Origin of the sequence: Streptomyces sp. NPDC058464 (assembly GCF_042721035.1) — a bacterium.
Classification (GTDB): Bacteria; Actinomycetota; Actinomycetes; order Streptomycetales; family Streptomycetaceae; genus Streptomyces.
On record NZ_JBHXMA010000052.1, the window covers coordinates 1 to 24,658 of the forward strand.

The window sequence follows — 24,658 nt, forward strand, 5'->3', positions numbered from 1 at the left end:
CACCCAGCGGGGCGCGCGGGGTTCTCCGGGGGTGCTGGGTGCCGCCGCCCCCGACTGCCCAGCGTGTGGGGTGGGTTGCGGGGGGGCGGGGGGGGTTTACCCCATCGGCGGGTTCTAAACCCGGCCCTCTTTCCGTCTCCAGCCTTCCGGTCGGCTTACGAGGACCTTCCACGGTGGAAATCCTCTCGTAATGCCAGCCGTGTCTACTGACATGCAACGATGATTCATCACAATGGACATCCTGTTGTGACCAGGGCGGGCCCCATGACGACCGAACCCGAAGCAGGCGCCCCCGATCTCGCCGAACTGGTGCGGGCCGACGGCGTCGACTTCGTCCTCGCCGTCTTCGTCGACCTGACCGGCAAACCCTGAGCCAAGCTCGTCCCCGCCCAGGCCGTCGGCGAACTGCGCGACGAGGGCGTGGGCTTCGCCGGATACGCGGCCGGCGCGCTCGGCCGACAGCCCAGCGACCCTGACGTCATCGCCCGCCCCGACGCCTCCTCGTACACCCCGCTCCCCTTCGTGAAGCCCGGCCTTGCGCTGGTCCACTGCGACCCGTACGTCGAGGGTGAGCCCTGGCCGTACGCCCCGCGGGTCATCCTGCGCACGCAGCTGGAGCGGGCCGCCGCGCAGGGGCTCTCCCTGGCCGTCGGTGCGGAGGTCGAGTACTTCCTGGTCAACCGCGACGAGCACGGTGTGCTAAGGGTCGCCGACGGCAAGGACACCGCGTCGCAGCGGTGTTACGACGCGCGTGGCCTGACCCGGATGTACGACCACCTCACCGCCGTCTCCAGCGCGATGAACGCCCTCGGCTGGGGCAACTACGCCAACGACCACGAGGACGGCAACGGCCAGTTCGAGCAGAACTTCAGGCACGCCGACGCCCTCACCACCGCAGACCGTGTCATCACCATGCGCTACCTGGTGTCGGTACTGGCCGAACAGCGTGGCATGACGGCCACGTTCATGCCGAAGCCGTTCACCGACCGCACCGGCACGGGCATGCATCTGCACATGTCGTTGTGGCGAGGGAGCGAGCCGGCCTTCCCGGACGCGGCGGACGGGCGCGGGCTCGGACTCTCCCCGCTCGCCTACTCCTTCGTCGCCGGGATCGTCGAGCACGCGCGGGCCCTCCAGGCCGTCATCGCGCCCACCGTCAACTCCTACAAGCGGACCGGCGCCGTCTCCACCCGCTCCGGGGCCACCTGGTCGCCGCGCGTGGCGAGTTACGGCGGCAACGACCGCACCCACTTCGTCCGCGTCCCCGACGGCAACCGCATCGAACTGCGCGGCGGGGACGGCGCGGCCAACCCGTACCTCGCCGCCGCGGCGGCGCTCGCCGCCGGGCTCGACGGCATCGAGCGCGGCCTCGACCCGGGGGAGCCGGGCGGCGCGGGCAAGGGCCCGGAACTCCCGCCGACCCTGCTGCACGCCGTCGAAGCCCTCCAGGCCGACGACGTGATCAGCGGCACCCTCGACGCGGCCGGACCGGGAGTGAGCCGGTACTTCGCCGACCTCAAGCGCGAGGAGTTCTTCGACTGGCACTCCACGGTCGGCGCCTGGGAGCTGGACCGCTATCTGACCGCCTTCTGACGGGACTTGGGAAGGGAGGACCTGCCATGTGCGGAATCGTCGGGCTCCATCTGCGCGAGCCCTCACTGGAACCACGCCTCGGGGAACTGCTCACCGCGATGCTCGGCCAGGTCGTCGAGCGGGGCCCGGACTCGGCGGGGGTCGCCGTCTACGGGGATCCCCGGCTGTCCCCGCCGGGACGGGCCGTCGTCTCGCTGCTCGGGGTCACGCCGGCCGAGGCGGAGGCCGCGCTGCCGGGCGCGGTGGCCGTCGCCGCCGACGTCACGACGGTCGTGCACGCGCACGGCTCCGTCGTCGCGCTGCTCGCGGCCGTCGCCGACGCGCTGCCGCACGCCACCGTGATCGGCTCCGGCACGGACATGGCCGTGCTCAAGGGCACCGGGAATCCGGTGGAGTTGGCGGACTCCTTCGGGCTTGCCGGCGTGACCGGCTGGCAGGGCGTCGGACACACCCGGATGGCCACCGAGTCGGCGGTCACCCCCGAGGGCGCGCACCCCTTCTCCGTGGGGCCCGGTCAGTGCCTGGTGCACAACGGCTCCTTCGCCAACCACGCCACCATCCGCCGCGAACTGCGCGCCCAGGGCGTGGAGTTCGACAGCGAGAACGACTCCGAGGTCGGCGCCCGCTTCGTCGCCCACCAACTCGCCCAGGGTGCCGACCCGGAGAAGGCGCTGAAGCTGCTGTGCGAGCGGTTCGACGGCTTCTACACGCTGCTGGTGTCCACCGGCGACTCCTTCGCGGTCGTCCGGGACGCGATCGCCTGCAAGCCCGCGATGGTCGCGGAGACCGCCGACTGGGTGGCGATGGCCTCCGAGTACCGGGCGCTGGACGTCCTGCCGGGCATCGAGAACGCCCGCATCTTCGAACCCGAGCCGGAAGAGGTGTACGTATGGCGACGCTGATCGACCTGGCCGAGACGCCGGTCCGGGATCTGAACGCGGCGCTGCACGCGCCGGTCGTCTCCGCCGACACGTGGCGGGTGCTGAACCCGCGCGGTGCGCATGCCGTCGCCTGCGGTATCCGGGACGACCTCAGCGTCGACATCGAGGGCCACGTCGGCTACTACTGCGCCGGCATGAACCAGCACGCCACGGTCACCGTGCACGGCAACGCGGGGACCGGGGTCGCCGAGAACATGATGTCCGGCACGGTCCGGGTGCGGGGCAACGCCTCCCAGTCGGCGGGGGCCACCGCCCACGGCGGGCTGCTGGTGATCGACGGGGACGCGTCGGCGCGGTGCGGGATCTCCATGAAGGGGGTGGACATCGTGGTGGGCGGCAACGTAGGTCACATGAGTGCGTTCATGGGGCAGGCCGGGCGGCTGGTCGTCTGCGGTGACGCCGGGGACGCGCTGGGGGACTCGTTGTACGAGGCGCGGATCTATGTGCGGGGAGCGGTGAGGTCGCTGGGGGCGGACTGCGTGGAGAAGGAGATGCGGGGTGAGCATCTCGCGGAGCTGGCCGAGCTGTTGAAGGCGGCGGAACGGGACGAGGATCCGGGGGAGTTCCGGCGGTACGGATCGGCGCGGACGCTTTATCACTTCAAGGTCGACAATTCGACGGCCTACTAGCGCCGTTGTCGACTGCGGGCCGTCGTGGCCGGTCGCGCAGTTCCCCGCGCCCCTGACGGGGCGCTACAACCCTGCCTTGTTTAGGAGCTGAACCTTGGAACCCGCATCCCACGGCCTCCGTGAGTCCGCCACCTTCGACCGTGCCACCATCCATGCCATCCAGCGCGCCGCCGACACCGGCATCTACGACATCCGGGGATGGGGCGCCAAGCGCAGACTCCCCCACTTCGACGACCTCTTGCTGCTCGGCGCCTCCATGTCCCGCTATCCCTTGGAGGGTTATCGCGAGCGGTGTGACACGGACGTCGTCCTCGGTACCCGGCACGCGAGGAACCCGCTCCGGCTGGCCACCCCCGTGACCATCGCCGGCATGAGCTTCGGCGCCCTCTCCGCGCAGGCCAAGGAGGCCCTCGGGCGGGGGGCCAGCGAGGTCGGTACCTCCACGACCACCGGCGACGGCGGGATGACCCCCGAGGAACGCGGGCACTCCAAGCACCTCGTGTACCAGTACCTGCCGTCCCGGTACGGCATGAACCCCGACGACCTGCGGGCCGCCGACGCCATCGAGGTCGTTCTCGGGCAGGGTGCCAAGCCCGGTGGCGGTGGCATGCTGCTCGGGCAGAAGGTCACCGAACGGGTCGCCGGCATGCGGACGCTGCCCGTCGGCATCGACCAGCGCAGCGCCTGCCGGCACCCCGACTGGACCGGGCCCGACGACCTCGCCATCAAGATCCTCGAACTGCGGGAGATCACCGACTGGGAGAAGCCGGTCTATGTGAAGGTCGGCGCGACCCGGACGTACTACGACGTGAAACTGGCCGTGCACGCGGGCGCGGACGTCGTCGTGGTCGACGGCATGCAGGGCGGCACGGCGGCCACCCAGGACGTCTTCATCGAGCACGTCGGCATCCCGACCCTCGCGGCCCTGCCCCAGGCGGTCCGGGCGCTCCAGGAGCTGGGCGTCCACCGCGAGGTCCAGCTGGTCGTCTCCGGCGGCATCCGCTCCGGCGCCGACATGGCCAAGGCCCTGGCGCTGGGAGCGGACGCGGTCGCCATCGGTACGGCGGCGCTCGTCGCGCTCGGCGACAACCACCCCCGGTACGACGCCGAGTACCGGCAACTGGGCTCCGCCGCGGGCTACTTCGACGACTACCAGGACGGGCGCGACCCGGCCGGGATCTCCACCCAGGACCCGGAACTCGCCGCCCGGCTCGATCCCGTCGAGGGCGGCCGGCGGCTCGCCAACTTCCTGCGGGTGATGACCATGGAGGCCCAGACCCTCGCCCGCGCCTGCGGCAAGGCCCACCTTCTGCACCTCGAACCCGAGGACCTGGTCGCCCTCACCATCGAGTCCGCCGCCATGGCCCGCGTCCCGCTCGCCGGCACGGACTGGATCCCGGGAGCCGGGCTGTGATCGCGGTCGTCGGCGCCGGACTCATGGGCGCCGCCACGGCCTGGCAGCTCGCCCGGCGCGGCCACCCGGTCACCCTGGTCGAGGCGTACGGCATCGGCCACAGGCGGGGCAGCTCGCACGGCAGTTCGCGGATCTTCCGGCGGGCGTACGCCGACCCCTTGTACGTCGGGCTCACGGGCCGTGCGTACGAGGAGTGGCGGGCGCTGGAGGAGGACGCCTCGACTTCCCTGCTGCGGACGACCGGTGGGCTCGACCTGGGGGAGGGGCGGGGCCCCGAGGGGCTCGCCGAGGTGCTGGCGGCGGCCGGAGTGCCGTACGAACTCCTCGGTGCCGAAGCGGCCGGCGAGCGCTGGCCGTACATCCGCTTCACCGGACCGGCCCTCCACCACCCGGGCGCCGGTGTGATCGACGCCGACGCGACGGTCGCGGCCTGTGTGCGGCGAGCCGCCGAGCACGGGGCGGAGGTATGGAGCGGGGTGCGGGTCACCGGCTTCGACGTACGGCAGAAGGTGCTGCTGCGCACCGCCGACGGCCGCGAGCTGACCGCCGACACGGCCGTGATCGCCGCCGGCGCCTGGCTGCCGGAACTCGGGCTGCCCGTCGCCCTCCCGTCGTTGACGGTGACCCAGCAGCAGGTCTTCCACTTCCGGCAGCACGATCCGTCCGTCGCATGGCCGATCCTGGTCTTCAAGGACCAGACGATGCAGACGTACGGCCTGCCCTCCGGCACGGACGGCGGCCCGCTCCCCGCGATGAAGGTCGCCGAACACGACCGCGGCACCCCCACCACGGCCACCACCCGCACCGGTGTCGTCGACCCGTCCTCACGCACCCGCGTGGGCGGGTTCGTCCGTGACCGGCTCCCGGGACTCGACCCCGAACCGGTCGCCGAGGCGACCTGCCTCTACACCACCACGTCCGACGAGGACTTCGTCCTCGACCGGCACGGCCCGCTCGTCATCGCCTCCCCGTGCTCCGGACACGGCGCCAAGTTCGCCCCGCTCATCGGCGCGATGGCCGCCGACCTCGCGACCGGCCGGGCCGAACCCCACCCCCGCTTCCGCCTGGACCGCTCGGCATAGGATGCGCCGGTGACCGAGCACCCCGAACCCGCAGCGGACACCGGCGACACCGGCGACACCGGTGACACCGACGACAGGGCGCTGGAGCGCGTCATCGCGGTCCGCACCCGTGAGTACCGGCAGGCGGCCGGGCTCTCGGTCGGTGAGATGGCGCAGCGCGTCGGCATCTCCAAGGCCATGCTGTCGAAGATCGAGAACGCCCAGACGGCGTGCAGCCTCACCACCCTCTCGCGCCTCGCGCGCGGCCTCGACGTCCCGGTCACGGCCCTGTTCCGGGGTCTGGACGACGAGCGCGAAGCGGTCTTCGTCCCCGCCGGGCACGGCGCCCGGATCGTGCGGCGCGGTACCCGGGTCGGCCACGAGTACGCCCAGCTCGGCTCGTTGCGGGGCGCCCACAAGCGGATGGACGCCCTGCTGGTCACCCTCACCGAACAGAGCGAGGTGTTCCCGCTCTTCCAGCACGCCGGCACCGAACTCCTCTACATGCTGGAGGGCGTCATGGTCTACGGCCACGGCAAGTCCAGCTACACCCTGCGCCCCGGCGACGCCCTCCAGTTCGACGGCGAGGCCCCGCACGGCCCCGAGAGCCTCGTCGAGTTGCCGATCCGCTTCCTCACGGTGACGGCCTTCGGGGACAGCCCCCAGCACTGAAACCCGGCCTTAATCGGACACGGACGGGTCTTGTAACGCACACCAAGTCTACTGAGATGAAACGAAGTTTCTCCCTGTTGGACTTCTCCGCGGAGTGTGCGCATGGACACCGGAAGCACCGCCTGGATGCTCGCGAGCACAGCGCTCGTCTGTCTGATGGTGCCGGGACTGGCCCTCTTCTACGGCGGCATGGTCGCCGCCAAGAGCGTGCTCAACATGATCATGATGACCTTCGGCGCCGTCGCCCTGGTCGGCTGCATCTGGGTCGTCTACGGCTTCTCGGCCTCGTTCGGCGACTCGATCGGCGGCGCCGGCCTGCTCGGTGACGTCACCGAGTACTTCGGGATGAGCGGTGTCATGAAGGACGACCCGAAGGCCGTCATCCCGCTCTCGGTCTTCGCCGCCTTCCAGGCGTTGTTCGCCGCCCTCACCGCCGCCCTCATCTGCGGCGCGATCTCGGACCGTATCAAGTTCGGCTCCTGGATGACCTTCACGGGCATCTGGGTGACCCTGGTCTACCTGCCCGTCGCGCACTGGGTGTTCGCCTTCGACGGCAAGGGCGTGGTCGGCGGCTGGATCGTCAACAGACTCGGCGCCATCGACTTCGCGGGCGGCACCGCCGTCCACATCAACTCCGGCGCGGCGGCCCTGGCCGTGATCCTCGTCCTCGGCAAGCGCATCGGCTGGCAGAAGGACGGCGGCACCGAACGCCCCCACAACCTGCCGCTCGTCATGCTCGGTGCGGGCCTGCTGTGGTTCGGCTGGTTCGGCTTCAACGGCGGATCGGCACTGACGTCGAGCAACGCCGCCTCCGTCGTCGTCCTCAACACCTTCGTCGCCACCTGCTCCGCGATGCTCGGCTGGCTGCTGGTCGAGAAGCTCCGCGACGGCCACTCCACCAGCCTCGGCGCCGCCTCCGGAGCGATCGCCGGCCTCGTGGCCATCACCCCCGCCTGCGGTGCCGTCTCCCCGTCCGGCGCCCTCCTCCTCGGCGCCATCGGCGGAGCCGTCTGCGCCCTCGCCGTGGGCCTCAAGTACCGGCTCGGCTACGACGACTCGCTCGACGTGGTCGGCATCCACCTCGTCGGAGGCCTCACCGGCACCCTGCTGGTCGGCGTCCTCGCCACCTCCGAGGCGCCGAACGGAGTCGACGGCCTCCTCTACGGCGGCGGTCTCTCCCTCCTCGGCAAGCAGGCCGTCGGTGCCTTCGCCGTCCTGGCGTACTCCTTCGGCGTGACCTGGCTGATCGCCAAGGCACTCGACAAGACGATGGGCCTCCGGGTCCGCCCCGAGGTCGAACAGGAGGGCGTGGACGCCCACCTGCACGCGGAGAGCGCCTACGACCTCACCCACGCGCCGATCACCGGCGCCCCGGCCCCGCAGCCCGCCGCCGCGGGATAGGTTCCGGCACCGGTCGGGCCCGCCCGCGGGCACCGGCCGTGCCGTGCGGTCAGCCGGCCGGGGTGCGCCGCACCACCGTGCCGTGCTGGTCCGCCTCCAGCGACGCCGTGCCCTCGCGGCCGGTCACCGTGACCCTGATGGTCAGGGGGCCGGTGAGGCGCTCGGCGGTGAGCTGCCAGGTCTGCGGGGAGCCGGCCCCGAGGGTGGTGCGGGCCTTCTCGACGAGGGCGGGGATCCGGTCGTAGGGCAGGGAGCGCGGGTCGAACCGTCCCGCCTGTATGCCGGTGGGGGCGAACACGACGGACAGCTGGCGCTCCTGTACGACGACGGTGAGCGCCTGGCGCCCGGTCTCGTCCCGGGTGAGCGAGGCGACGGCCCGGCGCAGTTCGCCCTTGTCGAGCATCGACTGGCCCGGGCCCAGGGTGACCGTGCCGGTCGCGGAGGTCACGACGGTGGTGGACGACGAGGACGTGGTGGAGACGGACGGGTGCGACGAGGGCGGCCGCGCGTCGTCGTCCGCGGCGGACAGGTCGGCGCGGAAGAGCAGGACCACGACGGCCGCGCCGAGCAGCAGACCGAGGAGGGCGAGGAAGCCACCGGCACCGCCCTCGGACGGCTTGCTCACCAGAGCCGACCCGGGAGCCGAGTCGAGGCTCGCCCCCGCCACCCGCTCCTTCCACTCCGGCGTCGGCCGCTGCAGGATCCGCGAGCGCCACGGCCGGTCCGGAGGGTACTCGACCACCAGGACGCCGCGCGGCCGGTAGTCGGGCAGGTCGACGAGATTGATGCTCTCCGCGACCACGACGCGGAACGCCGGTCCGTCGTCCGGCGCGACGGTGAGGTCGAACCGCACCGACACGTCGCTCGACCCGTCCCCGACGGCACGCAGGCTCTCGATCATCGCGAGTGCCGTGACGGGTACGACGGCCGCCTCCCGGGCACGCCGGGGCGCACCGGCGAGGAGGACCAGCAGGCCGTACCCGACGGGCAGTGCCATGCCCGTGACGAGCAGCGGCACGCTCTCGATGACGACGGCGACCACGAAGGCGGCCAGGGACGCCCCGATCACACCGCCCGTCAGGAATCTCCGGGCAAGGACCAGGGGAGCGCTGCGCGTGGGCAGCGGTGCGCCCTCGATGATCGTCATGACGCCGATTGTGCCCGTTCGGGGTGACGACCGGCAGATCGGGACGGTATCGCCTTGATCTTCTGCCAACTGCCCCGACGAGGAACAGGGTTCGCCCGGTACGACAAGCGATACCACCACATGTCCGGGAGCGGCCGCGGACCCGACCCGGAGGCCTCCGAGGACCACGCGCGGGAAGATCTCCGGAAAACGGTGACGCCTTCTGTCACCTTTGGCGGGCACCGTGGTGCCATGGACAAGGACATCAACACCCGGGACGCCGGCCGGGAAGACCCGCTCGCCGGCCGGATCGCCCTCGTCGCCGGGGCCACCCGCGGCGCCGGACGTGCCCTCGCCGTCGAACTCGGCCGGGCCGGCGCCACCGTCTACGTCACCGGCCGCACCACCCGCGGGCACGCCAGCGAGGTCGGCCGGACCACGGAGACGATCGAGGAGACCGCGGAACTGGTCACAGCGGCCGGCGGCACCGGCATCGCCGTACCCACCGACCATCTGGACGCGGACCAGGTCCGAGTCCTCGTCGAGCGGATCGACCGCGAACAGGGGCGGCTCGACATCCTCGTCAACGACCTCTGGGGCGGCGAACACCTGCTCGTCGGCTCCGTCTTCGGCAAGAAGAGCTGGGAGACACCGCTCGCCGACGGCCTGCGCATCCTGGACCTCGGCGTGCGCTCGCACGTGATCACCGCGGCACTCGCCCTCCCGCTCCTGATCCGCTCGGACGCACCGCTGCACGTGGAGGTCACCGACGGCACGGCGGCCTTCAACCGCCGTTACCGCGAGAACCTCTACTACGACCTCGCGAAGAACGCCCCGATCCGCATCGCCTTCGGACTGGGCGAGGAACTGGCGGAGTACGGGGGCACGGCGGTCGCCGTCACGCCGGGCTTCCTGCGCTCGGAGCAGATGCTCGCCCACTTCGGCGTGGCCGAGGAGAACTGGCGCGACGCCGTCGCCGGGGAACCCGACTTCGCCATCGCCGAGTCGCCGCACTACCTCGCCCGCGGGGTCGCCGCGCTCGCCGCCGACCCGGACCGGGCCGCCCGCTGGAACGGCAGGTCCGCTTCCAGCGCGGAGCTCGCCAGGGCCTATGGCGTACGGGACGTGGACGGCAGCCGGCCGGACGCCCTGGCGTACTTCGAGGAGGTCACCTACGGCGGGAAGAAGGGCACGCCGGACGACTACCGCTGATCCTCCGGCTCCGCGCCGTACACGGCGGCAAGGGCCTTTGCATGCTCGCGGAAGCGGGCGCGCAGGCCCGCCGGGGCCAGCACCTCCACCTCCGCGCCCAGCCCGGTCAGCTGCCCGAAGGCGACGTCCTGCGACTCCACCGGCAGGTCGAGCACGACCTTCCCGGCGGCGTCCGGCGCGGTCGCGGACGCCAGTGCCCCGGCCACGCCGGCCGGGTCCGCCACGGACGGCAGACGCCGCAGACCGCGCTCGGTCAGCCGCACGGTGACGGTCTCGCGCAGCAGCGCGCGGGCGAAACCGGCGGCCTGGGCCTGCCAGTGCCCGGCCAGGTCGAAGGACGGGTCACGGACGAAGGACTCGCCGGCGCCGGGAGCAGGGCGGAGCGCCGTGACACGGTCGACGCGGTAGGTACGCCAGGCGCCGTCCCGGCCCGCCGTCCGCTCGGCGGGGACGCGGCCCACGACGTACCAGACGCCCGCCTTCAGGACGAGCCCGTACGGTTCCAGCAGGCGCGTCACCGCGCGGGACGGCGCGCCGTCCCGGCCCGGCCGCGCGTAGTCCAGCTCGACGGTGCGGTCGGACCACACGGCGCGGGCCAGCGCCGGGAGCAGCTCCGGCGCCGCCGGCTCACGGAACCAGGCCGGGGCGTCCAGGTGGAAGCGGCGCACCGACGACTCGGCCGCCGCACGCAGCGAGGGCAGCAGGGTGGCCGACAGCTTCAGCCGGGCCGTGTCGGCCGCGGCCGACAGCCCCAGGTCGCGCAGGGCGGTGGGCAGACCGGAGAGGTAGAGCGTCTCCGCCTCGGTGGGGTGGAGCGTGGTGAGCCGGGTCCGGTGGCCCGGCGCCAGGTGATAGCCGCCCGCACGGCCGCGCTCCGACCGGATGGGAACGCCTGCCTCCTGCAGAGCCTGGGCATCGCGGATCACCGTACGCCGGGAGACGTCCAGCTCGCGGGCGAGGGCGAGGGCGACGGCGGTCAGGCCGGGGCTCGACTGGACGAGGAGCGCCATGCGGATCAGACGGGCGGCACGCATGGCTCAAGGATCGAGGACCGCCACACCGGCGTCACCTCGCTGTACGAGAGCCCCCTGCACGTCAGGACCGTCACCACTCGTAGGGGTTCGAGGGGGCGCCGTACGGGTCCTGCGGGGCGGACCTGGGGCGACGGGCGGTGCCCGGCCGGCCGGTGGCGCCGGGTGCCGGCTGGGTGGGGATGCCGAACTGGCCGGTCCCGCCGGGTGCCGGGTGGTTCCGGGTGCCGTACCGGTCCGTCGCGGACGGTGCGGTGTGCGGCGCCGTGCCGTACCGGTCCGCACCGCCGGGTACCGGGCGGCCGTGGCGGCTCCGGGGTGTGCGCCCGCTGCTCCGGCCCGGTGGGCGTGAGCGCGCCTTCCGGGCCGACGCCGCAGGCGGACCGTTTCTCCCCGGTGCCCGGCGGTTCCAGTCCCCTTCGCCCAGGACCAGCAGCGGGTCGAACATCACCACCACCCCGGCCAGCAGCAGGAAGACGACCGGGCCGAGCAGCATGGGCAGCAGCAGCGAGGTCGGTGACGTGCTCGACCAGGACGTGGCGGACGCCGCGTGCACGTCGACGCTCACGGCCGCCATGGCGGTGAAGTGCATGCCCGACACCGCCAGGCCCATCACCAGACTCGCGCCCAGACTCGCCGTGAAGCCCCGCACCGACACGGCCGCCCACAGCGCCGCCGTCGCCGCGGCGATCGCGATCAGGACGGAGAGGGCGACCGTCGCCCGGTCGTAGTGAATCGTTCCGTCAAGGCGGAGCGCGGCCATGCCCAGGTAGTGCATGGCGGCCACGCCCAGACCGGTGATGACACCCGCCGTCCAGAGCGTTCCGGTGGTCGCGCCCCGGTAGCCGACCGCGAAGACGCCGATGCCGACGACCAGGACCGCCACCGCGAGACTGAGCAGGGTCAGTCCCACGTCGTAGCGGATCGTGGTCTCCCGGACATGGAAGCCGATCATCGCGATGAAGTGCATCGTCCAGATGCCGCAGCCGATCGAGGCCGCCCCCAGGGCGAGCCAGCCGGGCCGCCACGACTCCCCGTGGTGGTACAGCGACCTGACGATGCAGCGCAGCCCCAGTGCCCCGCCCAGACAGGCCATCAGATAGGCCGCGACCGGAGTCACCGCGCCGTAGTGGAAACCGTCCGTCGTGCCGTGCATGTGTGCAACTCCCCCCAGAGTCACGGCTGTTGTGGGGGAAGGTACTACGCGCCGGGGGCGTTCGCCGGGACTTCGCCCGGCTCTGGGGTACTACGCGTCGACACAACTGCCGCAGAGGCATCCCCCGGCAGGGGCACAGGCGGGGCTCAGGGTGCGACGATTTTGATCGCGCTCATCCAGCCGTGCCCCTCGGGCCGCGTCTGCAGGGCCATGTGCAGCAGCTGGATGCCCTCCAGCTCCCGGGCGTGTCGCAGGCCGCCGACGACCACCGGGTTGAGTCCGCCGGAGGCGACCAGCTCGGCCACCTGGTCGCGGGCCGCCGCGTCGTCGCCGGCGATGAACACGTCCAGCGGCAGACCGCCCACCTCGCCTGCGACCAGCGAGCCCGCGAACGTGGTGTTGAACGCCTTCACCATGCGCGTGCCCGGCGCGGCGGCCTCGGCCAGCTGCTGGGCGCCGGAGCTGTCCGCGGGCACCGTGAGCGAGTCGAAGGTCGAGAAGTCCACCGGGTTCGAGATGTCGACGACCGTCTTCCCGGCGAGCTGGTCCCCGTACTCGGTGACGACCTGTCTGGCCGCGTCGAACGGCACGGCGAGCACCACCACGTCGGCCGACCCGACCGCGTCCGGCACGGCGGGCGCCACGTCCGCCCCCGGTGTCCGCTCGCCCAGGGCGTCGGCGAGTGTGGCGGCCTTGGCGGGATCCGTGCCGACCAGCCGGACCGTGTGCCCGCCCGCCAGGGCCCGGGTGGCGATACCGCCCGCCATGTTGCCTGTGCCGACGATGAAGACCCGCATGGGTGAGTCCCTTCCGTGGGGTGGGAGCTGCCGACGCCCGGTCCGGGGCGCGAAGCCGCCTCACTCCGGCTGAACAAGGATAAATCGGTCGTCTTCGGCTGTCCTCGGCTGTCCCCGGTCCGTCGGCCGGGCCGGGTTCCTCACCCCGGTCCTTCGGCGGCCGGCCGCCGCGGATAGCGTGGCGATCATGGCGGACTGGAAGACACGTCCGGCGTCGGACGCGGACGTCGAGGCGGTGGCCGAACTGCGTGCCGTCGTGCTGCGGGAGGACCTGGAGCGGCTCGGCCGGTACGACGCGCGGCGGGTCCGGCAACGGCTGCGGGACGGGTTCGACGCGGCCCACACCCGGGTGATCGAGGTGGGCGGCGCCTTCGCCGGCTGTGTGGCGCTCAGGCCGGCCGAGGGCGTCCGCCGGCTGGAGCACTTCTACCTGGCCCCGCACGTCCAGGGCGGCGGCATCGGCTCGGCCGTGCTGCGCGAGCTGCTGGAGCGGTGCGACCGCGACGGCGTCCCCGTCCGGCTGAACGTCCTGCGGGGCAGCGCGGCCCGGCGGCTGTACGAGCGGCACGGATTCCTGGTCGAGACCGAGGGCCCGGTGGACGTGTTCATGGTCCGCCCGCCCTCCCCTCGTCCGCCCTCCCCGTGCCCGCCCTCCCCCTGATCGCCGGTCCTTCCCGGCCGCCCCGCCCTGCATAGGGAAAACCCTCGACTGGCCTCGACGTGAATGACATGCGCGGGTCAAATCTGGAATCCTCGCTCAGCACACGCTTTCTCCGTTTCTCCATGGCGTGTCCACGGATCACGGACCACGCACGCCGGTCCCGGATCCCGGTTTCCCGCACAGCTCAGCTCTTCCCGGACAGCACATCCCCGTCTGCCCGGTCTGTCACCGGCCGCGACCCGGCGGCCGCAGCAGGAGGAGTACGAGTGAGACGTCTTCCCCACAGACGGGCCACGGTAGGAGCCGCACTGGTCTCCACCGCCGCCTTCCTCGCCGTCGGCATCCAGTCGGTCCCGGCGAACGCCAAGCCCGCCACCCCCCACCCCAGCCCCGTCCGCACCGGCGGCCTGGAGGCGAAGCTCACCCCCGCCCAGCACACCGCGCTGATCAAGGGCGCCCAGCAGAAGACCACCACGACCGCCCGCACCCTCGGCCTCGGCGCCAAGGAGAAGCTGGTCGTCAAGGACGTCACCAAGGACAACGACGGCACCCTGCACACTCGTTACGAGCGCACCTACGACGGCCTCCCCGTCCTCGGCGGCGACCTGATCGTGCACACCCCGCCCGCCTCCCTCGCGGCCGGAACGGTGAGCACCACCTTCAACAACAAGCACACCATCACCGTCCCCACGGTCAGCGCGGCCTACAGCAAGTCCGCCGCCCAGACCAAGGCGCTCAAGGCGGCCAAGGCCCTCGACGCGCAGAAGCCGGTCGCCGACAGCGCCCGCAAGGTGATCTGGGCCGGCAACGGCACCCCGAAGCTCGCCTGGGAGACCGTGATCGGCGGCTTCCAGGACGACGGCACGCCCAGCAAGCTGCACGTCGTCACGGACGCCACCACCGGCAAGGAGCTCTACCGGTACCAGGCCGTCCAGACCGGCACCGGCAACACCCAGTACAGCGGCACGGTCACCCTGAACACCACGCTGTCGGGTTCGACGTACCAGCTGTACGACACCACGCGCGGCGGCCACAAGACGTACAGCCTCAACAACGGCACGTCGGGCACCGGCACCCTGATGACCGACAGCGACGACGTCTGGGGCACCGGATCCGGCTCCAACACCCAGACCGCCGGCGCCGACGCCGCCTACGGCGCCCAGATGACCTGGGACTTCTACAAGAACACCTTCGGCCGCAGCGGCATCAAGAACGACGGTGTCGCCGCCTACAGCCGCGTCCACTACAGCACGGCGTACGTCAACGCCTTCTGGGACGACGACTGCTTCTGCATGACCTACGGCGACGGCACGAGCAGCACCCACGCCCTCACCTCCCTCGACGTGGCCGGCCACGAGATGAGCCACGGCGTCACGTCGAACACGGCCGGGCTCAACTACACCGGTGAGTCCGGCGGGTTGAACGAGGCGACCTCAGACATCTTCGGCACCGGCGTGGAGTTCTACGCGGCCAACTCCTCCGACGTCGGCGACTACCTCATCGGCGAGAAGATCGACATCAACGGCGACGGCACGCCGCTGCGTTACATGGACGAGCCGGACAAGGACGGCGCGTCGGCCGACAGCTGGTACTCCGGGGTCGGCAACCTCGACGTGCACTACTCCTCGGGTCCCGCGAACCACATGTTCTACCTGCTGTCCGAGGGCAGCGGCAGCAAGACCATCAACGGCGTCACGTACAACAGCCCGACCTCCGACGGCGTCGCCGTCGCCGGCATCGGCCGGGCCGCGGCCCTGCAGATCTGGTACAAGGCGCTGACGACGTACATGACGTCCAGCACCAACTACGCCGCCGCCCGCACCGCCGCCCTGAACGCGGCAGCGGCGCTGTACGGCACCAGCTCCACCCAGTACGCGGGTGTCGGCAACGCCTTCGCCGGCATCAACGTCGGCAGCCACATCACCGTGCCCACCTCGGGCGTCACGGTCACCAACCCGGGCAGCCAGTCCTCGACCGTCGGTACCGCGGTGAGCCTGCAGATATCGGCGAGCAGCACCAACAGCGGCTCGCTGACCTACGCGGCGACCGGCCTGCCGACCGGCCTGTCGATCAGCAGCTCCACCGGCGCCATCACCGGCACCCCGACGACGGCGGGCACCTACAGCACCACCGTCACGGTGACCGACTCGACGGGCGCCACCGGCACGGCCTCCTTCACCTGGACCGTCAGTTCCAGCGGAGGCGGCGGCACCTGCACCTCCTCGCAACTGCTCGGCAACCCGGGCTTCGAGTCGGGCAACACCACCTGGACGGCGACCAGCGGTGTGATCACCAACTCCAGCAGTGAGGCGGCCCGTACCGGTTCCTACAAGGCGTGGCTCGACGGCTACGGATCGACCCACACCGACACGCTGTCCCAGTCGGTGACGATCCCGTCCGGCTGCACCGCCACCACGTTCACCTTCTACCTGCACATCGACACGGCCGAGACCACCACCAGCACCCAGTACGACAAGCTGACGGTCACCGCCGGTTCGACCACCCTGGCCACGTACTCCAACCTCAACGCGGCCTCCGGATACGTGCAGAAGTCCTTCAGCCTCGGGTCCTACGCGGGCTCGACCGTCACCCTGAAGTTCAGCGGTGTCGAGGACTCCTCGCTCCAGACCAGCTTCGTCGTCGACGACACCGCCGTCACGACCGGCTGACACAGCGCGGACAGGAGTCCCGCACCCGCGAGCCGGGTGCGGGACTCTCACGCGGGGTCAGCTCAGCGGGTCCAGCGTGAGGTACGCCTGCTGCGGGCTGCCGTCGTTGACCAGCGACTCCTGGTTGCCGACGTCGTCGAAGGCGAAGGCGTACGCCTTGCCGTCGGCCATCTGGGCGTGGACGGCGCGCGCGTACTGGTTGGTCACCGAATCCTTGTAGAAATCGGCCGGGTTGGTGTCGGGCTGGCTCGAACTCGTCAGCAGCGTCGACCGGTTGAAGCCCGCGCACAGGGTGCGCGATATCGGGCCGCGTACCAGGTCGTTGGGTGCGTCGAGCAGGTTGTGGCAGCCGAAGATGCTGCCCGCGTCGGGCTTCTGGAAGCTCGTCACCACCGCTCCGGCGGAGTTGGTGAAGTTCATGACGTTCCCCGAGACCCGGCCGTAGTACTTGGTGTTCGGCTGGTCGGCGAACGGTGTGACGGTCAGGGTCGACGTCGAGTACTTCGACCAGACCCGGTTCACGTAGTCGCTCATGACGGTCGACGCCAGCGCCCCGGTCTCCACCCCGTACAGCGGGGACAGTACCCGCAGCACGGTGCCGTCGGAGCGGGTCTGGACCAGGTTCGCCCAGCCGCCCGACTGTCCGCGCAGGGCGGTGAAGACACCGTTGTAGCCGCCCGACTTGAGGTGCCCGGTGCTGCTCACGCTGCCGTCGGCGCGCTGCACCCCGACCGCGTACGGCGCCGAGAACATGTCCACCTGGGTGCTGTTGAGCCACAGACCCGAGTCGTTGAGCGTGTACTCGGACCAGTTGAAGAGGATGTTGCGGTTGGGGTCGGTCGGGTTCTGCACCGCGGGCTGCACCAGACCGCCGGTGGTCAGTCGGAAGTCCAGCTTCTGGCCGTAGGAGAAGTAGATCCGGCCGGAGAACTTCGGGATCCGGATCGTCTTCGGCTGGCCCGCCGCCGGGCCCGTGATCGAGGCGTCCGGCGCCGGGGTCGGCGGGTTGCCGCCGGCCGGCCAGGCGTGGAAGGTGCCGTTGGCGTCGGCCCAGCCCTGCTGTCCCGTGGAGAGCTGGGTGCCGAGGTCGTAGACGTACACCTGGTCGGCGCGGCCCGAGTTGTTGGTGATCTTCAGCGGGATCGTGTCCGGTACGGCCGCGTCGGCCGGGTGCGGGGTGCCCAGGGTGAGCACTCCGCCGATCAGCGCCGCCGCGGCCGTCAGGAGCAGCGTCCGGCGTGCGAGTCCTGTGCGCACTCTCCACCTCCGTGTGGGGTCGGGGTCGTCGTACGGACATTGGTCCGTACCAGTTTGAGAGCGCTCTCAGGGTCTCGATGGGGCGGGTTCATGTCAATGAGTCGGACGAAAACGGGGCCCGTCGCTCGACGCGACGGGCCCCGGACTCACGGAGGTGTACGGATCAGAACGCGCGCTTGAGCAGATCCAGCAGCGCCGCCCAGTGCCGCTCGGCGGCCTCGGCGGAGTAGGCCGGGGTGTCGGCCTGTGTGTAGCCGTGGTCGGCGCCCCGGTAGATCTCGCAGGTGTTGCGGACCCCGGCGGCGTCGAGCGCCTCCTGGAAGGTGCGGATCTGGTCCTCGGTCATCGACTGGTCCTGGTCGGCGAAGCCGAAGTAGAGCTCCGCGGTGATGGGCCCGACTGTCAGGTGCGGGCTGTCCGGGGCGTCGGTGACGAGTCGGCCGCCGTGGAAACCGCCTGCGGCGGCGACCCGGTCCGGGAAGGTGGCGGCGGTCCCCACGGCCAGCCGGGCGCCCATGCAGTAACCGGTGACGCCGACCGGTCCGTCGGCCACCAGCGGGCTGTCGGCCAGCCAGTCCAGGTAGGCGCGGACGTCCCGCTCGACCCGCTCGGGCGTCAGCGACTGCATGGCCGGACCGATCCGCTGCCAGATGGTCGGGTCCGCGGCCGGGTCGATGAACTCGGGCAGGTCCACGACCGGGGCGTGGCCGTTGCGGTAGAAGACGTTCGGGATCAGCACCGTGTAGCCCGCACCCGCGAGCCGGTCCGCCATCGACTTCAGGTGCGGGCGGATCCCGTAGGCGTCCTGGAAGAACAGCACGCCCGGGTGGGGGAGTCCGTCGGCGGGGTGGGCCAGGTAGGCGTCGGCGACACCGTCCTCGGTGGTGATGTCGACGTCGGTTCCCTGTACGGCGGTCATGGCGCAAGTGCCTCTCTGTGGAGTCGGCGTCGGGGTGTGGGACACCCGGCGCGGCATGTCGTGATCATCGTGGCACGCCGGGGTGGGGGCGCCGTGGACGGGGGACCGTCGAGTTCACTCGAAGCGGGAGGTGTCGCCCGCGCCCCGGCGGACGATCTCAGCCTCACCGCTGGAGAAGTCGATGACCGTGGTCGGCTCGGTGCCGCACTCCCCGGAGTCGACCACCGCGTCCACCTGGTGGTCCAGCCGGTCCTTGATCTCCCAGCCCTGGGTCAGCGGCTCCTTCTCGTCCGGGAGCAGCAGGGTGCTGGAGAGCAGGGGCTCGCCGAGCTCCGCCAGCAGTGCCTGGGTGACCACGTGGTCGGGGATGCGGACGCCGACGGTCTTCTTCTTCGGGTGCAGCAGCTTGCGCGGCACCTCGCGGGTCGCCGGGAGGATGAAGGTGTAGCTGCCGGGCGTCGACGCCTTCACGGCCCGGAACACGTCGTTGTCCACGCGCACGAACTGGCCGAGCTGCGCGAAGTCCCGGCACATCAGGGTGAAGTGGTGCCGGTCGTCCAGGTGCCGGATGGAGCGGATCCGGTCGATGCCGTCCCGGCTGCCGAGCTGGCAGCCCAGCGCGTAGCAGGAGTCGGTCGGGTATGCGATGAGCGACCCCGACCGCACCGAGTCGGCGATCTGGGAGATGCTGCGCGGCTGCGGGTTGTCGGGGTGCACGTCGAAGTACTTCGCCATCCGCCGAGCTTATGCCGTACGGCGGGTATCGGCCGAGCGGGCCGGGCACACACCGGACGGCACCGGGTCGTACCTGCTTCGACATTCCGTTCACTGAATGGGCAATAAAAGGCATCGGCGGTCATCGACCGGCACTCCCATTTCAGAAATGTCAGTTTTACGAAATTCTTACTTATTTGTTCGGTTGGCCCCTAGAATCTCGGAACAGTCGCGTCGCAGTTGCCTGGAATCGGGGGAGTCATGGCATCTCATGTCGTTGCCGTTTCGGTGTCTCCGGGGGACGACGAGTCGGACGAGTTGCAGTCGCTGCGTTCCTGGATCGAGGACGAGGCGGAGCTCGCCGCGGCCGTTCGGGCAGGTGCGGGCAGTGAGGTCGCGGGCACGCTCGGCACGGTGACCGATGTCCTGCTCATCACGCTCGGGCCGGGCGGTGCGGCAGGGGCGCTCGCAGCGGTCCTGGTGACCTGGATCCGCTCGCGCAGGAAGGGCACGGTGATCGTCCGGGTCCGCAGACCGGACGGCGCGGAGTGGGAACTGGAGGCCGGTGGCCTGAGCGCGATGGGTGCGCAAGAGGTGCAGCAGATGACCCGGGCGCTGGCCGACTGGACCGGGACGCACGAGGGCACGGGGGCTACCGGTGGAACGCCGCGGCCCTGACCGAGGCCCCCGGGCGGCACTCGGGCACGGGGCGCAGGTGCTGCTGGCGGGAACGAGCCTTCACGTCGGAGGCTCCGCCCTGGTGGACGTACCTGCGGTGGCGCACACGCTCACCGGGATCCGGGACGTGCTCCTGGAACGGTGCGAGGTGCCCCGCACCTCGATCCGCACGGTGCTGGACGCCCCGAGCCCCGTGGACCTGGGCGATGCCCTGGCCGAGGTCACCGGTCAGGCGGCCGAGGACGGTGCCCTTCTGGTCTGCTTCGCCGGACACGGCCTCAAGAACGCCTCCGGAGAGCTGTACCTGGCCACGAGTGCCAGTCTCGGCGACGCCGCCGCGGGCCCCGTCGACCACCGTGCCCTGCCCTACTCGATGGTCCGTTCCTACGTCAGCCGAAGCCGGGCCCGCACCAGGGTCGTCATTCTGGACTGCTGCTACTCCGGCCGTGCTGCCGGGCGATTCGAGAACGCCGCCGAGTTCGCCGGCCTCACCGAGATCGCAGGCAGTTACGTCCTCACCTCCGCCGGGCACAACACGCTGGCCGTGGCCTCCGACGAGGCCGGGCACACGGCGTTCCTCGGCGCGCTGATCGACTGGATACGCGAGGGTGAGCCCGGAGGCTCGCAGGAACTGACCCTCGACGGCGCTTTCCGGCACCTCGCCGGGAGGCTGCCCGCCCTCGGCTGCCCCCGGCCCCAGCGCAGTGTGACCGGGCTGGCCGGAGACCTGGTCCTGGCCGCCAACCCGCTGTGGCGCCCGGCCCCCGAGACCCCGTCGACCAGCCCGCCACCGGCTCCCCGGGCGCCCGGGACCCGCTGCCCCTACCCGGGTCTTGCCGCGTTCACCGAGCGCGACATCGGAACCTTCTTCGGCCGTCAGCCCGTCGTCGCAGCGCTGCTGCGCCGGCTCGCCCTGCGCTGGGCCCAGCCTGCGGCCCTGGTGATGTACGGCGCCTCAGGGTGCGGCAAGACCTCGCTGCTGCGGGCCGGGCTGCTGCCCGCCGTGGCCCGCGGCGAGCTGGATCTCCCCGGATCGGCCGACTGGCCCCGGCTCGTGTTCACTCCGGCCACCGACCCGGTCCGGTCCGTCGCGACCGCGCTCGTCCCACTGCTGGCCACCACCGGTCGACCGGCGGACGTGGACACCCTGACCGAGGATCTGGAACGGGACCCGCGACGGCTGGCCGAACTGCTGGCGCGCGCGACCGATACCGATGGCAGGGTCCTCCTGGTGGCCGACCAGTTCGAGGAGGTCTTCACCCAGTGCACCGACGAGACGGCGCGCGACTGGCTGATCACCGCGCTCGATCACGCCGCCACCGGGAGCGGAGGTGCCCCGGCCGCCCTCGTCGTCCTGAGCGTCCGCGCCGACTTCAACGACCGTTTCGCGGACTACCCGCTCCTCCGTGCCGCCATGTCCGCGTCGCCTTTCATCGTCGGCCCCATGACGGCCGATCAGATCACCGAAGCCATCAGGTGTCCCGCCGATGCGGAGGGACTAGCCCTGCAGCCGGGCCTGGTGGACCTGATGCTCGACGACCTCGAAGTGGGCCGCGCAGGCAACGAAGCGGGCCGGCTGCCCCTGCTCGCGCACGCCCTGCGCGCCACCTGGCACCAACGCGACAACGGCGTGCTCACCCTCGACGGCTACCAGAGCACCGGACGGATCACCGGAGCGCTCGGGGCGACCGCCGACCGCGCCCTCGCCGCGCTCGGACCCCAGGCTGCCGATGACGCCCGACTGCTGCTGCTCCGGCTGGTGCGCATCGGCGACCACACCCGTGACACCCGCCGACACGTTCCCGAGGGCCAGCTCCTTGCCGAGCTTCCCGACCCCGACCTCGCCCACTCCATCCTCGACGCCTTCAGCGCGGAGGACACCCGCCTCGTCACCCGCGACGACGCCCGCGTCCAGATCACCCACGAAGCACTGCTGGACGCCTGGCCCCGGTTACGTGCCTGGCTGGACGAGGACCGCGCCGGCGAACTGCTCCGCCAGCACCTCGTGGACGCCGCCCACCAGTGGGACCAGGCCGGACGACGCGCCACCGACCTGCACCGCGGCAGCCGGCTGGACCTGGAACGCCGGTGGGCGGGCAACCCGGACCACCACCGCGCGCTCGACCCGGTCAGCCGCGCCTTTCTCGAGGCCGGCACAGAGCAGGAGGAGGCCGAACGGCGCACTGCTCGACGGCGCGTTCGTGTCCTGGCCGCCGGATCCCTCGTTCTGGCCGGTCTCCTGGTGTTCGCCCTCATCCAGTGGCGCAGCGCCGTCCACGAACGCGGGATCACCGCACAGCAGCGGCGCACAGCCGTGGCCCGCAGCCTCGTCTCCCGCGCCGACGTGATCCGAGCCGACACCCCGACCGCGGCCCTCCGCCTGGATCTCGCCGCCCAGCGCATCTGGCCCTCCGACGAAACACGGGCCGCGCTGTCCAGGGCCGTGGCCGGGTTCGGCGCCCAGCGAACCCTCGTCGGCCACGACGACGCCATTCGCAAGATCGCCGTCAGCCCCGATGGCACACTGCTGGCCTCCGGGGACAACGGCGGCAACATCCTGCTGTGGAACACGGCCCGTCCCGAGCGCCCGGCCCGCACTGCCGTCCTGCACGTCGGCAACACCCGGGTCAACGGCCTGTCGATCAGCCCGGACGGCCGGCTGCTGGCCGCCGTCGGACCCGACGGCGCGGTCGACCTGTGGTCCCTCGCCCGCCCCGCCCACCCCACCCGGGTCGCCGTACTGCATGGCCCCTTCGGGCCCGGCGGAGTCGTGACGTTCAACCCGCGCCACAACGTCCTGGCCGTCGATGGCGCTCGCGCCGACGGCAGCGGCACTGTGGAGCTCTGGGACGTGGCCCGCCCCACCGCCCCGCGCCGCCTGTCCTCCCTCACGGTCAGCCGACGCCAACAGGGCGTCTACACCGCAGCTTTCAGCCGGGACGGACGCACCCTCGCGGCCGGCAGCCGCGACGGCACCGTCAAACTGTGGGATGTCGCCGACCCGGCCCACCCCACCCGGACCGCCGAGTTCGACGCCCACAGCATCGTCACCTCGCTCGCGCTGAGCCCCGACGGTCGGCTGCTGGCCTCCGAGACCGGTGCGGCGACCAAGCCACAGCTATGGTCTCTGTCCGCCGGCCACGAGCCTCGACCGGTGGCCTCCCTGCCCGGGCACACCCAGGTGTCCACCGGCCTCGCCTTCAGCCCCGACGGCCGTGTCCTGGGCGCGACCGGGGCCGACCGGACCACCCTCCTGTGGGATGTCTCGAGCCCCTCGACACCGCGGCGACTGGCCACCCTCACCGGTCACGACCAGCCGGTCACCGACCTCGCGTTCACCCCCGACGGGCGGTGGTTGTTCACCGGCTCCTACGACCGCACCCTACGGATCTGGCCCTTGCGCGAGCGGTACAACCCTCATGCCGAGACCTCCCTCGTGGCCGGTCCGGCGAAGTCGACGACGGCCGAGGCCGTCGCACAGACGCCGGACGGTCACACACTCGTCGTCGGCGGCTACTCAGGGGATCTGACGCTGTGGACACGCGGCCGCACGGGCTCGGCGCCGCAGCTGAGCGCGACCTGGCCGTCCGGGCAGCAGGGCGTCGTCTCGGCCGCGTTCAGCCCCGACGGACAGATCCTGGCCACAGCCGGGCTGGATGCCACCGCACGGCTGTGGCGCATGACCCCCACCGGAGCCCCACGCCTGCTCGCTCGCGTCACCGGCCACACCGACTACGTCCAGGGCGTTGCATTCAGCCCCGACGGCCGCACCCTTGCGACCGCCGGCCACGACCGCAGGCTCACGCTGTGGGACCTGACCCGGCCCGGCCGCCCCGCCCGGCTCACCGACCTGTCGTTCTCCGCAGCCGTCGGATTCGCCGAATTCAGCCCGGACCGCCGCACCCTGCTGATCGGTACCGCCGACAACAAATACCCCCTGACGGCCTGGGACGTCACCACCAGGAGTACCCCCCGGCTCCTGTCGCGGTTCTCCGGCTTCTCCGGAAGCGTGTTCTCCGTCGCCCTCGACAAGCGGGGCCGCACCGTGGCCGCGGCCTCCGGCGACGGGAACGTCCTGTTGTGGAACCTGTCCGATCCACGCCGCCCGCAGCGCATCGCCACCGTTCAAGCCCACCATGGCATCGCCACCGCGGTCGCTCTGAGCCCGGACGGCCACCTGCTCTACAGCGGCGGCTACGAGGACGCCTCGGTCAAGGTGTGGAACCTCATGACCGCGGTCTCTCCCCGGCCGCTCACCACACTCCCGGCCCACGGAAACGTGACCGGCATGGCCATGAGCGCCGACGGGCTCTCCATCGCCACCGGGACAGAATCCGGACAGGCCGACTGGTGGAAGACCGGTGACTTCGCCGACTATCTCCGTCAGCCCGCCCTCCTCGCCTGCGGGTTCGCAGGACGCGGACTGACGACCACGGAGTGGGAAGCCGCCACCGGCGGCCTTGCCCGTCAAGCCACCTGCCCGGCCCCGTCGTCCGCCTGAGCGAGCCGTCCCGTTGCATCGGCATCACCGACCCGTACCGCGGCCCTGCCGGTGCGTCGATGCCGCCCCAGCGGGTGTCGGAATCGGTGTGCATGATCGGTGGATTCCCGGGCACCCGAGGATCGAGCCACCCCGGGGCCCTCCCCCCGGCCCCGGGTGAGGCTTTCTCCGCCGGTGGCCCTTCCCCCGAGGGCCGCCGGCGGAGCCGTGCCCGGTGGCCGGGACC

The 24,658-nt window shown here is 71.6% G+C and carries 18 protein-coding genes and 1 pseudogene; 12 read left to right on the plus strand and 7 right to left on the minus strand.

Going from position 1 to position 24,658, the window contains the following annotated elements; translation table 11 throughout:
- Positions 1–384: 384 nt before the first annotated feature.
- The 7 genes and pseudogenes from glnT to ACFWPQ_RS43980 form a co-directional block, all read left to right on the plus strand.
- Positions 385–1,593, plus strand: a pseudogene (gene glnT, locus ACFWPQ_RS43950) (type III glutamate--ammonia ligase); the annotation flags it as partial.
- Positions 1,594–1,619: 26 nt separating this feature from the next.
- Positions 1,620–2,495 (plus strand): glutamine amidotransferase family protein, encoded by an 876-nt coding sequence (locus tag ACFWPQ_RS43955; protein ID WP_384048411.1) that lies wholly within the window; start codon positions 1,620–1,622, stop codon positions 2,493–2,495.
- Positions 2,483–3,163: a glutamate synthase gene (locus tag ACFWPQ_RS43960; protein WP_384048414.1), complete on the plus strand. Its 681-nt coding sequence runs from the start codon at positions 2,483–2,485 to the stop codon at positions 3,161–3,163. Before ACFWPQ_RS43955 ends, ACFWPQ_RS43960 begins: the two co-directional genes overlap by 13 nt.
- Before the next feature lie 94 nt (positions 3,164–3,257).
- Complete coding sequence (locus ACFWPQ_RS43965) at positions 3,258–4,577, plus strand: FMN-binding glutamate synthase family protein (RefSeq protein ID WP_361298486.1); 1,320 nt, start codon at positions 3,258–3,260, stop codon at positions 4,575–4,577.
- Positions 4,574–5,659 (plus strand): FAD-dependent oxidoreductase, encoded by a 1,086-nt coding sequence (locus ACFWPQ_RS43970; RefSeq protein WP_384048417.1) that lies wholly within the window; start codon positions 4,574–4,576, stop codon positions 5,657–5,659. Before ACFWPQ_RS43965 ends, ACFWPQ_RS43970 begins: the two co-directional genes overlap by 4 nt.
- Positions 5,660–5,668: 9 nt before the next feature.
- Positions 5,669–6,310 (plus strand): helix-turn-helix domain-containing protein, encoded by a 642-nt coding sequence (locus ACFWPQ_RS43975; protein ID WP_384048420.1) that lies wholly within the window; start codon positions 5,669–5,671, stop codon positions 6,308–6,310.
- 102 nt (positions 6,311–6,412) lie between these two features.
- Complete coding sequence (locus ACFWPQ_RS43980) at positions 6,413–7,711, plus strand: ammonium transporter (protein ID WP_384048423.1); 1,299 nt, start codon at positions 6,413–6,415, stop codon at positions 7,709–7,711.
- A 49-nt stretch (positions 7,712–7,760) separates the two neighbouring features.
- Here ACFWPQ_RS43980 and ACFWPQ_RS43985 read toward each other — a convergent pair whose 3' ends face one another.
- Complete coding sequence (locus ACFWPQ_RS43985) at positions 7,761–8,858, minus strand: hypothetical protein (RefSeq protein ID WP_384048426.1); 1,098 nt, start codon at positions 8,856–8,858, stop codon at positions 7,761–7,763.
- Positions 8,859–9,089: 231 nt separating this feature from the next.
- Here ACFWPQ_RS43985 and ACFWPQ_RS43990 point away from each other — a divergent pair, with 231 nt between their 5' ends.
- Positions 9,090–10,049, plus strand: coding sequence for an SDR family oxidoreductase (locus ACFWPQ_RS43990; protein WP_384048429.1), 960 nt, complete (start codon positions 9,090–9,092; stop codon positions 10,047–10,049).
- Here the strand turns inward: ACFWPQ_RS43990 and ACFWPQ_RS43995 are convergent.
- The 3 genes from ACFWPQ_RS43995 to ACFWPQ_RS44005 all read right to left on the minus strand — a co-directional run bounded on the left by ACFWPQ_RS43995 (position 10,040) and on the right by ACFWPQ_RS44005 (position 13,033).
- Positions 10,040–11,083 carry a helix-turn-helix transcriptional regulator gene (locus ACFWPQ_RS43995; protein ID WP_384048432.1) on the minus strand — a complete coding sequence of 348 codons (1,044 nt, stop codon included), beginning with the start codon at positions 11,081–11,083 and terminating at the stop codon, positions 10,040–10,042. The two genes, ACFWPQ_RS43990 and ACFWPQ_RS43995, sit on opposite strands and share 10 nt — an antisense overlap.
- A 70-nt stretch (positions 11,084–11,153) precedes the next feature.
- Positions 11,154–12,236, minus strand: a complete 1,083-nt coding sequence (locus ACFWPQ_RS44000) for an MHYT domain-containing protein (protein WP_384048434.1) — start codon at positions 12,234–12,236, stop codon at positions 11,154–11,156.
- A gap of 146 nt (positions 12,237–12,382) precedes the next feature.
- Complete coding sequence (locus tag ACFWPQ_RS44005; RefSeq protein WP_384048437.1) at positions 12,383–13,033, minus strand: NADPH-dependent F420 reductase; 651 nt, start codon at positions 13,031–13,033, stop codon at positions 12,383–12,385.
- A 187-nt stretch (positions 13,034–13,220) separates the two neighbouring features.
- Here ACFWPQ_RS44005 and ACFWPQ_RS44010 point away from each other — a divergent pair, with 187 nt between their 5' ends.
- Both ACFWPQ_RS44010 and ACFWPQ_RS44015 read left to right on the plus strand, forming a co-directional pair.
- Positions 13,221–13,694, plus strand: coding sequence for a GNAT family N-acetyltransferase (locus ACFWPQ_RS44010; protein WP_384048440.1), 474 nt, complete (start codon positions 13,221–13,223; stop codon positions 13,692–13,694).
- A gap of 266 nt (positions 13,695–13,960) precedes the next feature.
- Entirely contained in the window at positions 13,961–16,363 is a 2,403-nt protein-coding gene (locus ACFWPQ_RS44015; protein WP_384048443.1) for a M4 family metallopeptidase, read from the plus strand.
- Between the two features lie 57 nt (positions 16,364–16,420).
- Here the strand turns inward: ACFWPQ_RS44015 and ACFWPQ_RS44020 are convergent, their stop codons facing one another.
- The 3 genes from ACFWPQ_RS44020 to ACFWPQ_RS44030 form a co-directional block, all read right to left on the minus strand.
- Entirely contained in the window at positions 16,421–17,620 is a 1,200-nt protein-coding gene (locus ACFWPQ_RS44020) for a glycoside hydrolase family 64 protein (protein ID WP_384048446.1), read from the minus strand.
- A gap of 163 nt (positions 17,621–17,783) precedes the next feature.
- Complete coding sequence (locus ACFWPQ_RS44025) at positions 17,784–18,539, minus strand: dienelactone hydrolase family protein (RefSeq protein WP_384048449.1); 756 nt, start codon at positions 18,537–18,539, stop codon at positions 17,784–17,786.
- A gap of 114 nt (positions 18,540–18,653) precedes the next feature.
- Positions 18,654–19,274, minus strand: coding sequence for an L-threonylcarbamoyladenylate synthase (locus ACFWPQ_RS44030; RefSeq protein ID WP_361298446.1), 621 nt, complete (start codon positions 19,272–19,274; stop codon positions 18,654–18,656).
- A 240-nt stretch (positions 19,275–19,514) separates the two neighbouring features.
- Between ACFWPQ_RS44030 and ACFWPQ_RS44035 the strand changes: the two genes are divergently transcribed.
- Both ACFWPQ_RS44035 and ACFWPQ_RS44040 read left to right on the plus strand, forming a co-directional pair.
- Entirely contained in the window at positions 19,515–19,931 is a 417-nt protein-coding gene (locus ACFWPQ_RS44035; RefSeq protein WP_384048452.1) for a hypothetical protein, read from the plus strand.
- 82 nt (positions 19,932–20,013) lie between these two features.
- Positions 20,014–24,432: a hypothetical protein gene (locus ACFWPQ_RS44040; protein WP_384048455.1), complete on the plus strand. Its 4,419-nt coding sequence runs from the start codon at positions 20,014–20,016 to the stop codon at positions 24,430–24,432.
- Positions 24,433–24,658 lie beyond the last annotated feature (226 nt).